Raw genomic sequence first — 236 nt, 5'->3', positions numbered from 1 at the left:
GCCGATGCCGCCGCCACCGACCAGTCTTCGGTCAAATACCTGATGGTGCAGAACCCCGGCCGGTACCGCAGCCCGACCTACGCCTGGAGCCCGCAGACCTACGCGTGCGCGGTCAAGCGTGGCGACCAGGACTGGCTGAACTTCGTCAATACCGCCCTGCATGAAGCCATGACCGGCGTCGAATTCCCCACCTACAAGGCGTCGTTCAAGCAATGGTTCGGCGTTGACCTGCCAGA

The 236-nt window shown here is 63.6% G+C and carries 1 pseudogene; it reads left to right on the top strand.

The features are described 5' to 3' along the window. Positions 1 to 236 (top strand): annotated as a pseudogene (locus tag AC0L20_RS41850) (transporter substrate-binding domain-containing protein); the annotation flags it as partial.

It is taken from the genome of Bradyrhizobium sp. Kon58, assembly GCF_055807455.1.
The sequence above is the reverse complement of the archived record's forward strand: the minus strand, read 5'-3'. Positions and strand labels throughout refer to the sequence as shown.